The organism is Actinoplanes sp. NPDC049265 (assembly GCF_043197135.1).
GTDB lineage: Bacteria > Actinomycetota > Actinomycetes > Mycobacteriales > Micromonosporaceae > Actinoplanes.
This window is the reverse complement of sequence record NZ_JBICSP010000001.1, coordinates 890,670-900,486: the sequence shown is the minus strand read 5'-3', so window position 1 is coordinate 900,486 and position 9,817 is coordinate 890,670. Positions and strand designations below refer to the sequence as shown.

Annotated in this window: 11 protein-coding genes; 3 read left to right on the top strand and 8 right to left on the bottom strand. The window is 72.0% G+C overall.

Annotation, left to right across the window (positions count from 1 at the left end; all coding sequences use genetic code 11):
* Window positions 1-173: 173 nt before the first annotated feature.
* The 7 genes from ACGFIO_RS04380 to ACGFIO_RS04350 are packed head-to-tail and all read right to left on the bottom strand — an operon-like array spanning window position 174 to window position 5,263.
* Complete coding sequence (locus ACGFIO_RS04380) at window positions 174-1,181, bottom strand: sensor histidine kinase (protein WP_392821842.1); 1,008 nt, start codon at window positions 1,179-1,181, stop codon at window positions 174-176.
* Window positions 1,178-1,891: a response regulator transcription factor gene (locus tag ACGFIO_RS04375; RefSeq protein ID WP_392821840.1), complete on the bottom strand. Its 714-nt coding sequence runs from the start codon at window positions 1,889-1,891 to the stop codon at window positions 1,178-1,180. The genes ACGFIO_RS04380 and ACGFIO_RS04375 overlap by 4 nt, the downstream gene beginning before the upstream one ends.
* The gene (locus ACGFIO_RS04370) at window positions 1,884-2,120 is read right to left on the bottom strand and encodes a hypothetical protein (protein WP_392821837.1); all 237 of its coding nucleotides are present in this window, start codon (window positions 2,118-2,120) and stop codon (window positions 1,884-1,886) included. The genes ACGFIO_RS04375 and ACGFIO_RS04370 overlap by 8 nt, the downstream gene beginning before the upstream one ends.
* A complete protein-coding gene (locus tag ACGFIO_RS04365) occupies window positions 2,117-3,337 on the bottom strand; it encodes a molybdopterin-dependent oxidoreductase (protein WP_392821835.1) in 1,221 nt (406 codons plus the stop codon). The genes ACGFIO_RS04370 and ACGFIO_RS04365 overlap by 4 nt, the downstream gene beginning before the upstream one ends.
* Window positions 3,310-3,984 (bottom strand): methyltransferase domain-containing protein, encoded by a 675-nt coding sequence (locus tag ACGFIO_RS04360; protein ID WP_392821833.1) that lies wholly within the window; start codon window positions 3,982-3,984, stop codon window positions 3,310-3,312. Before ACGFIO_RS04360 ends, ACGFIO_RS04365 begins: the two co-directional genes overlap by 28 nt.
* Window positions 3,981-4,607 carry a DUF2064 domain-containing protein gene (locus ACGFIO_RS04355; RefSeq protein ID WP_392821830.1) on the bottom strand — a complete coding sequence of 209 codons (627 nt, stop codon included), beginning with the start codon at window positions 4,605-4,607 and terminating at the stop codon, window positions 3,981-3,983. Before ACGFIO_RS04355 ends, ACGFIO_RS04360 begins: the two co-directional genes overlap by 4 nt.
* On the bottom strand, window positions 4,604-5,263 hold the full coding sequence (locus ACGFIO_RS04350; protein ID WP_392821828.1) for a glycosyltransferase family 2 protein: 660 nt from the start codon (window positions 5,261-5,263) through the stop codon (window positions 4,604-4,606). Before ACGFIO_RS04350 ends, ACGFIO_RS04355 begins: the two co-directional genes overlap by 4 nt.
* 113 nt (window positions 5,264-5,376) lie before the next feature.
* Here ACGFIO_RS04350 and ACGFIO_RS04345 point away from each other — a divergent pair, with 113 nt between their 5' ends.
* Window positions 5,377-6,420, top strand: coding sequence for an NAD-dependent epimerase/dehydratase family protein (locus ACGFIO_RS04345; RefSeq protein ID WP_392821827.1), 1,044 nt, complete (start codon window positions 5,377-5,379; stop codon window positions 6,418-6,420).
* Window positions 6,417-7,985: a hypothetical protein gene (locus ACGFIO_RS04340; protein ID WP_392821825.1), complete on the top strand. Its 1,569-nt coding sequence runs from the start codon at window positions 6,417-6,419 to the stop codon at window positions 7,983-7,985. Before ACGFIO_RS04345 ends, ACGFIO_RS04340 begins: the two co-directional genes overlap by 4 nt.
* 17 nt (window positions 7,986-8,002) lie before the next feature.
* On the opposite strand, the gene ACGFIO_RS04335 is transcribed toward ACGFIO_RS04340, so the two are convergent.
* Entirely contained in the window at window positions 8,003-9,124 is a 1,122-nt protein-coding gene (locus ACGFIO_RS04335; RefSeq protein ID WP_392821823.1) for an LCP family protein, read from the bottom strand.
* A 106-nt stretch (window positions 9,125-9,230) separates the two neighbouring features.
* Between ACGFIO_RS04335 and ACGFIO_RS04330 the strand changes: the two genes are divergently transcribed.
* Window positions 9,231-9,737, top strand: a complete 507-nt coding sequence (locus ACGFIO_RS04330; RefSeq protein ID WP_392821820.1) for an LURP-one-related/scramblase family protein — start codon at window positions 9,231-9,233, stop codon at window positions 9,735-9,737.
* Window positions 9,738-9,817 lie beyond the last annotated feature (80 nt).

Here is a 9,817-nt window from a genome sequence, read left to right as displayed (position 1 = left end):
CACGCCGCGTCCCAGCACACGCCGCGTCCCAGCACACGCCGCGTCCCAGCACACGCCGCGTCCCAGCACACGCCGCGTCCCAGCACACGCCGCGTCCCAGCACACGCCGCGTCGTTCCGCCGCTGGCGCGGCGATGCGACGTTTCCCCTCGTCGTGGCGGCGTGATCGGAGGATTACGCCGGTAGTCGGACCTCGAAGCGGCAACCACCGATGACGTTGCGGACGGCGACGCGGCCGCCGTGGGCCTCGACCAAGCCGCGCACGATGGCCAGGCCGAGCCCGCCACCGACACCCTGCGTGTCGGGAGTCCGGGCGCGCTCGCCCCGGAAGGCCACGTCGAAGACCCGACCGAGATCGTCGGCGGGAATGCCACCGCAGGTGTCGGACACGGCCAGCCAGATGTCGTCCCGTTCGTAGCCGGCGGCGATGTGCACGGTGCCGTCCGCGGGCGTGTAGCGAACCGAGTTCATCAGCAGGTTGCGCACCACCCGGGCCAGTTCCGGCTCGCTGGCCCGGATCACCGGCCACCCGTATTCGGCCGCGTGTACCGTGACCCGCCGGCTCTCGGCCAGCGGCGCGACCCCGGCGATCGCGTCGGACACCAGCTCGCCGAGTGGCACAGCCGTGGGTGAGAGCCGCAGTGCGCCGGCGTTGATGCGCGACAACTCGAAGAGGTCGTCGACGAGCGTGGTCATCCGATCGGTCTCGACCCGGATGCGCCGGTGGTAGTCGGCCGCAGTGGCCGGGTCGGACACCACCCCGTCCTCCAGTGCCTCGGCCATCGCGCGCATGCCGGCCAGCGGCGTCCGCAGATCGTGGGACACCCAGGCGACCAGTTCGCGCCGCCCCGCCTCGAGCCGTCGCTCGCGGTCACGGGCGGCTTCGGCCCACACCGCCGACGCCGCCAGCCGGCGACCGAAGAACCCACCCACCAGGAGGCTGACCACGGCCGTGGTGGCCACCGTGAGCAGGACGACCTGCAGATCGTGCCCGGACAGGAACATCGCCGAGGCGACCACCACGACGCCCGCCACGACCGCGAGAACCGTGATCGCGAGCAGCAGCATGACGTGCGCCAGGATCGAGCGCCCGCGCAGCATCCGCAGCACGACGACGCCCGCCGCCCCGACGATCAGCCCGGCCAGCAGAGCGTCGATGCCGATGATCAACATGTCTCTCATGAGGCACCTGTCTCGTACCGGTAGCCGCGACCCCAGGCCGTGAGGATGCGGGCGGGCGCCTTGGGGTTGCGCTCGACCTTTTCCCGCAGCCGTCGCACGTGCACGGTGACGGTCGACTGGTCGCCGACGCCCCAGCCCCACACCTTGTCGAGCAGGTCGGACCGCGTCCAGACCCGCCCCGGGTTGGCCATGAGGAAGGCGAGCAGGTCGAACTCGCGCAGCGTGAGGGCGAGCGGCTCGCCGTCGAGCGTCGCCGTCCGGCGGCCGGTGTCGATGACGAGGGCGCCGTCGGCGAGCGTCGTGGGTTCGGGAGCCGGCTCGGCGCAGACGACACGCCGCAGGACCGACCGGATGCGGAGGACGAGCTCACGCGGCGAGAACGGTTTGGTCACGTAGTCGTCGGCGCCCACCTCGAGCCCGAGCACCCGGTCGGCCTCGTCACCGAGGGCGGTCAACATGATCACCGGCAGGTCGGGCAGCTGCTTGCGGAGCCGCCGGCACACCTCGATGCCGTCGATACCAGGCATCATCAGGTCGAGGACGACCAGATCGGGACGGCGCGCGGCCACCGCGACCAGCCCGTCGGCGCCGTCGGCGGCGAGCACGACGTCATAGCCGGCCTGCTCCAGGTAGCGCCGCACGACGTCGCTGACCGTCTGGTCGTCGTCGACCACGAGAACGAGCTGTCCCACGGCGGCAACGCTACTCATCGGAGGCACCGTCGTCCCGGGTGCCGGTGCTTTCGGAATTCTTACGGATTCGGCCCACGGCGGCGATCGCGGCGAGCATGAGCGGCATCCAGACGGCGTCATGGGCCACCAGGACCGCTACGAGAAAGATCAGCACGCCGGCCAGCTGCACATCCGGGTCGGTGAGCAGACCGAGCGCGCCGTACAGCACAACGCCGGCCCCGGCCAGGACCAGCAGGCGGCGGCTCATGCCGGCACCCGCGCGGTGAGCCGCCCGACCCACTTGGTCTGCAGGACGCCCGGCCGGTTCGGAGCGATCAGGCGCGCCGGGTAGCCGTGGTCGACGTGCAGGATCGCCCCGTTCAGCCGGAGCGCGATCAGGGTGAACGGGTCGCGGACGTGCGGCGGCGCCACCACCGACACGCGGTAACGGCCGCCGGCCTGCAACGACTCGACCTCTACCTCCGTACCCTCCGGATCGGCGCCGACCAGCGCGACGAGGTCCCGGAGCCGGACACCGCTCCAGGTCGCGGTCGAGCTCCACCCCTCCACGCACGCGATCGGCAGGACCGCGGTGTGCTGCGGCAGCGCGGCCAGCGCGGCCAGGTCGAGACGCCGCTCCCCCAATGGTCCGGCCAGGATCATGCGGTAGCCCGGATCGCGCGCCACCGCGAGCACGCCGGCCGCGGCGGCGGTCTTGTTCACCGGCAGGCCCTGCGGCCCGTCGCCCGGCCGGCGGGGGGCCAGAACGCCGATCGGGGCGAGCGGGCGCACGGTCTGCCCGACGGTGACCAGCGTGATCAGGCCGGCCGCGGCACCGGCCCCGACCAGCAGACGGCGCCGGTCCGGTGACACGGGGGCTCCCCGCCGCAGCGCCGCGCGCACCACCGGCAGCTGCACACCGACGTGGATGAGGAGCGCACCGGCGACCAGCCAGCCGACCCAGTAGTGCCCGGTCGTGAAGAAGAACGGCATCGGGCCGTAGCGGTGGGCGATGTTGAGGATACCGCTCACCACCTGGAACAACGCCGCCGCTACGAGCAGGGCCACTCCGCCTCGCTCGGCCGCATGCGCCACGCTGCGAGCGGGCGGCCACGCGAAGAGCCGTGGGTAGACCGCCCACAGCTTCGCCACGAGCAGGGGCGCCGCGGCGAGCCCGGAGGCGACGTGAAGCCCCTGGGTCACCTGATAGAGCCGGACCGGGCGGGACGGCCACCAGAACCAGCCGGGGGGATGCTGGATCAGATGGCTGAGCAGGCCGGTGACGAAGCAGATGGCGAAGGCGAGACCGAGCCACAGGCCGAGGCGGCTGGTCAGTCCGGAGGACCTGCGCTCGGACGGGAAGGCGCCCGGCCGCCAGGGGCCGCGCCGCCATTTCTCCGGCGGCGCCGGCAACGGGGTGAGCCAGTAGCGTGCGAGCCGCTCGCGCAGCCGGCCGATCACCGCGGGGTCAGGGTGGCGAACCATCGCCCCGCCTCCGTCCAGGTACGCAGCACCCGCATGGCGCTGACCGCCGCGAGATCGTCGAGCGCGTCGGCGGCGACCGAGGCCCAGGCGAGGGCGGCTACTTCGGCGCCGCGCCGGGCACCACCCGGACCGGCGGCCATCGCGGGCGCTGGTCGTGACCACGTCGCGGTGGCCGGCCCGGCCCAGGTCGGCGTGCCGGGCGGGGCGAGCTCGAGGTGCAGGCGGCCGTCGCGGGTGAGGAGGCGGCGACACCGGTCGAGCAGGCGAGGCGGATCACCGCCGATGCCGATGTTGCCGTCGGCCAGCAGCACGTGTTCCCACCGGCCGGTGCCGGGCAACGGATCGAATACGTCCCGGCGCAGCACCGTGGCGCCTCGGCGGCGGGCCAACCGGATGGCGGCCGCGCTGAGATCGATGCCGAGGGCGACCCGCCCCGCGCCGGCCAGCGCCGCGGTCAGCCGCCCGGGGCCGCAGCCCACATCCAGCGTCGGCCCGGTGCACGCCTCGATCAGCGTCGCATCCCCCGGGACGTCGTCGCGGCACCAGACGGCCGGATCGAGCGTCATCTCGCCGGACGGCCCGTGCACCAGGAAGGCGGCGGGAACGGCCAGCTCGGCGCACCGGAACACCGCTTCGAAGACGCTCATCGGACGGCCGCCAGTGCCCGGGCGAACCGGCTTTCGGGCGGGCAACGGCCGGCCACCGCGTACGCGTCATCGACCGTGTCGACGTCGCGCAGGACCGGCAGCAGCGCCACCCGCAGACCTCGGCCTCGCAGCCCCGCCAGCGTCCGCGCGCCGGTTTCCGCCGTGGACGTGGGGATGTCGCGTAGTACTTCCGCGTCCGCCGGACGCCGCAACCCGAGCGCCCACCACCCACCGTCCTCCGCGAGCCCGAGCACCGCGTCCGGGCCGTCCGGTGTGGTCACCGGCCTCAACGCTTCGGCCAGGTGCGCGGTGGTCAGCTGCGGGGTGTCCATCCCGACCAGAACGGTCGGCACCGCCGGGCCGTCGGCGAAGGCATTGGCCAGCCGGTCCCCGAGCGGGCCGCCACGCTGGTCGCGTGTCTTCCAGCCCGGCGGTGCCGGATAACCGCCGTCGATCACCAGCACTCGCGAGCCGACCGGCGTCGCGGCCACGACGTCCAGAGTGTCGGCCAGTGCCGCCGCGGCCAGCCGGGCGGCCTGTTCGGGCGTACACGGTGGACAGAGACGGGTTTTCACCCGGCCGGGGACAGGTGCTTTCGCCAGCACCAGGACCTGCCCGCTCATCGGGCCAGCACCGCGCTCATGTCGCGGACCGCGCGGGCGGTTCCGCGCAGCGTGCCGGTCACCTTGGAGTGCGTGCCGGCGGCCCGCGGGTGGTAGTCGACGTCGACCTCGAGCACGCGCCAACCGGCCCGGCTGGCGGTGATCAGAAGCTCCAGCGGATAGCCGAACCGGCGGTCGCGGAGCCCGAGAGCGAGCAGATCGGCTCGGCGGGCGGCCCGCATCGGACCGAGATCGTGCACTGGCAGACCGGCGCGGCGACGCAACCGGGCAGCCAGCGCCGCGTTGGCGAGCCGGGCGTGCAGCGGCCACGCGCCGCTGGTCACCGGCCGCCGCCGGCCGGTCACCAGATGGGCGTCGCCGCGACGGACCGGGTCGGCGACGCGGGGCAGCTGGGCGGGATCGAACGAGCCGTCCGCGTCCATCACGCAAACCACGCCGTCATCGGGATCGGACGCCAGAACGCCCGCGTGCACCGCCGCGCCGTAACCGGGCTCAGCCACCTCGATCACCTGCGCTCCGAACGCCCGGGCGACGTCGGCCGAGCCGTCGGTCGAGCCGTTGTCGACCACGATCGGCCGGTAGCCAGGCGGCATCCGGGTCAGGAGGCCGGGCAGGGCCAGAGCCTCGTCCCGGCAGGGCAGCACCACATCGCTCATGGCGGCCAAGTTAGTGACGGTCGCGCCGGAAAGGCCTTACGGCGAAATGACGAATCCTTACCGAGCGATGACATGGCCGGATTTCGGTCCGGAGTGGTCGTACCTTCATCGCCATGACTCACGTCCTCGTGACCGGCGGCGCCGGTTTCATCGGTTCCCACGTGGTCGCGGCGCTGCTCGCGGCCGGCCACGACGTGACCGTCGCCGACTCCGGCAACCCGGCCGCCCATCGCACGCCACCGCCCGCGTTCGTCCACGGTGTAGCGGTGCGGCGGCTGGATGTGCGTGACCGCGCGGAGGTCGCCCAGGCGCTGACCGGTGTGGATGCCGTGCTGCACCAGGCCGCGATGGTCGGGCTCGGCGTCGACCTCGATGATCTGCCGGAGTACGTCGGCTGCAACGACCTCGGCACCGCGGTGCTGCTCGCCGCGATGGCCCACGCCGGGGTACGCCGTCTGGTGCTGGCCAGTTCAATGGTGGTGTACGGCGAAGGTGTCTACCGCTGCCCCGTCCACGGTCAGGCCCGGGCCGCCGCGCGCAGCCGGTCCGACCTGGACGCGGGGCGATTCGACAACCTGTGCGTACGCTGCGACACCCCCCTGACGCCGGACCTGATCGACGAGGACGCGCCCCTCGACCCGCGCAGCGTCTACGCGGCTACGAAGGTGTCGCAGGAGCATCTGAGCGCGGCGTGGGCCCGGCAGACCGGCGGTTCGGTGGCGGCATTGCGCTACCACAACGTGTACGGGCCGGGCATGCCGCGGGACACACCGTACAGCGGGGTGGCCGCCATCTTCCGGTCCGCGCTGGAGAGCGGGCGTCCGCCACGGGTGTTCGAGGACGGCGCCCAGCGTCGCGACTTCGTACACGTGCGGGATGTCGCGACGGCCAACGTCGCCGCACTCGGGAGCGCCCGGCCCGGCTTCCGCGCCTACAACGTGGCGTCGGGGCGGCCGGCGACGATCGGCACCATGGCGGCCGAGTTGTCCCGCGCCGCGGGCGGGCCGCCGCCGGTGGTGACGGGCGAGTTCCGGCTGGGCGACGTCCGGCACATCGTGGCCTCACCGGCACGGGCCCGCCGGGAACTCGGCTTCTCCGCGACTATCGGGCTTGCGGAGGGGGTGGCCGAATTCGCCCACGCGCCACTTCGGGCATGACCGTCAGCAGACCGGCCGAGGTGAAGCCGGGACGACGCGGGCAACGGCCGAGTCGCGCCGACGTGGTCGCCGCCGGTGTCGCCCTGGGTCTGTTCGCTCTCACGGCCGTCGTGGGGGTGGTGCTGTGGCTGGCCGGCCGTCCGGTGCACGCTGGCGCGGCGCCACTGTTCGCGAGTTGGCTGCCGCACGTCGGTCCCGGCACGGTGCCCACGGTCCTGATCGCGGTACTGGTCTGTGCCTACGGGCCCGGGTTGGCGGCCCGGCTGTCGTGGCAGCAGCTGTCGATCGTGACGTGGCTGGCGGCCGTGGCCTGGACAACGTCCCTGGCGCTGGTGGACGGCTGGTCGCGTGGTGTGTCCGGCCGTCTGACGACCGAGTACGAGTACCTCCACGAGGTGCCCGGCGTCACCGACGCCGGCATGATGCTGCGCGAGTTCACGGGCCGGATCCTCGACTTCCAACCCGGCTCGTGGACCACCCATGTCGCCGGGCATCCTCCGGGAGCCCTGCTGGTCTTCGTCGGACTCGACCGGGTCGGGCTGGCCGGCGGCGGCTGGGCCGGGGTGCTGTGCATCCTGGTCGGGGCGCTGACCGCCGTCGCCGTACCCCGGACGGTGCGCCGGCTGGGCACCGATCAGGCCGCTCGGGCCAGCATTCCGTTCCTGGTGCTCTTCCCGGGGGCGGTGTGGATCGGGGTGTCGGCGGACGGACTCTTCGCCGGGGTCACGGCGACCGGCGTCGCGCTGTTGGCGTCCGGGGCCGTGCGCGGGTCCGCGGTCCGGCTGCTCGGCGCGGGAGTGTTGCTGGGCTTCGGCTGCTACCTGTCGTACGGGCTGGTGTTGATGGCTCCGGTCGCCCTGGCCGTGCTCTGGCTGGGTCGGGCCCGGTTGCGGCAGGTGGCGTGGGCCGTCGGCGGGGCGGTCGCGGTCGCGGTCGCCTTCACGGTGGCCGGCTTCAACTGGTTCACCGGCTACCACCTGTTGATCGAGCGCTACTACCAGGGCGTGGCGTCGGTGCGCCCCTATGCGTACTGGGTCGCGGCCGACCTGGCGATCATCTTCGCGGTCAGCGCCGGTCCGGCCTCGGCCGTCATCCTCCGTCGCGCTGTCTCACACCTGGCCGGCCGATGGCAGCGGGCCTCGGCCGGCGACCGCGGGGTTGCCGCTCAGGCTCGTGGCGAGGGCGCCACCGGTCGCGGCACGGGCGCCACCTGGCGGCGCGCTGCACAACTGGCGGCCGCGATTTCACCGCGTCCCGAAAATCAAGATGTGGCCGCCGCGACGCGGCTCTCCCCGGCCACCGGGACGCGGCTCCCCTCGGCCACCGGGACGCGGCTCGTCCCGGACACCGCGGCGTGGCTTCTCCCGGTTGCCGCGGCGGTGGCGATTCTGGCGGCCGATCTGTCCGGCTACAGCAAGGCGGAGGTGGAGCGGATCTGGCTGCCGTTCGCGGTGTGGCTGCCGGCCGGTGCAGTCCTCATCCCGGACGGCAGCTGGCGGCGGTGGCTCGTCGTGCAGGCGGTTGTCGCGATCACGGTCAACCACCTGCTGGTGACGACATGGTGACTAGGGGCGGGCCGACATCACTTGGCAGCAGCGTTGGTGTTGAGGAATTCCGGGTGCAGGAGCAGGAATTCGTCGATCTTCTCGGTGCGGATCGCATCGAAGAGGTCGTCGGTGGCGGGAATCAGCTTCTCGCCAAGATACCGGCCGTTCTCGATCAGGCCTCCGCCCTGAAGCTTGATCGTGGTGATGTTGTCAGGGCGCAGGCCCTTCATCGCCAAGGCGTAGTCGAGGACCGTCTTGCCGCGGCCGTTGAAGGTCAGCGACTTGCCCGCCGCGGTCAGCACCTTGTCCAGCTTGACCGGGTTGGTGACCACGTCGCTGCTGCCGGCCTTCTTGGCGATCGCCTTCATCACCTGCTGCTGGTGCCGCTGGCGGCCGTAGTCAGTGCCCTTGAGGCCGTAACGCTGCCGGGCGAAGTCCAGGGCCTCCCAGCCCACCATGTGGTGGTTGCCCACCTCGTACACCTTCTTCGGGCCGGTGTAGGGGTGCTCGTCGCCCTTGAACTTGGGGCGGTACGGGCGGCCCTTGCCGCTCGGCGCCAGGTGCTCCGACTCGGTGCGCTCGTCGACGTAGAGGTCGATGCCGCCCATCGCGTCGACGACCCGCTTGAAGCCGTCGAAGTTGATGATCGCGCCGGCGTCGAACTTCTTGATGCCGGTCAGCTGCGAGACGGTCTTGCTGAGCAGTTCGAAACCCTGGGCGGCGCTGGGCAGGGGCTGGCCGCTGACGTGGCTGCCGATCGACATCGCGCCGTTGATCTTGCCACGCTGGGCGCCGGTGCCGGACTTGGCGAACGCCGGGATCTCGACGAAGGTGTCGCGAGGCACGGAGAAGATGTACGCGGCGTCGAGGGTCGCCGGGATGTGCACGACCATGATGGAGTCGGCCAGCGGCGGCGTCTCGGGCTTACGCGGGTCGATGCCGACGAGCAGGAAGTTCAGGGGGCCCTTGATGTCGCTCTTGGCCTCCTCGTCGCTGACGCCCTCGCCGAACAGGTCCTGGGTCTGCACCGCGCCGGCATAGCGGGCGGCGAGCGCCTGGCTGGCAATCGCGCCGCCGCCGCCGACCACGGTCAGCAGTCCCCCGAGCACGATCAGTGCTACTGCCCAAACCGGCGACTTGCGTACCTTTTTGCCCATCGAAGCGGCCCCAGGGGATCGGCGTCTTGGTCAACAACTCGACCGGGGACAGTACAGGGTCGAGCCGCCGGGTGCCCAACCGCGGCGGGTGGCGGACAATCGGACCATGTTGGTCATCAGGGAGAAGTTCTTCTCGATCGGAGACGACTTCGATGTTCTCGACGAGAACGGTGTCAAGGTCTTCCGTGTCGACGGCAAGGTTCTGAGCGTACGCAACAAGGTGGTGATCGAGGATCCGGCCGGGAACGAACTGGCCACCGTGCACCGGCACCTGGTCGCGTTGCGGCCGACGTACGAGATCCGGATCGGCGGCGAGAAGGCGGCCGAGGTCCGCAAGAAGCTCTTCACCCCGTTCCGGGACAAGTTCACCATCGACGTGCCGGGTCCCGACGACCTGGAGATGAAGGGCAACCTCCTCGACCACGAGTATGTGATCGAGCGCGGCGGCGAGGAGGTGGCCACGGTGTCCAAGCGCTGGCTGACCATCCGGGACACGTACGCGGTCCAGATCAGGCCGGGCGAGGATGCCCTGCTGATCATCGGCAGCGTGCTCGCCCTCGACCTGGCGCTCGAACGCCAGGAGAAGAAGAAGGAAGACGACGAGGACGACTGACGCGACGGCAGGCCGAGGCGGCACAGGATGTCCCGCAGCCGGTGCCGCCCGGCCACCTCGGCGCCGGGCCAGGTAGCGAA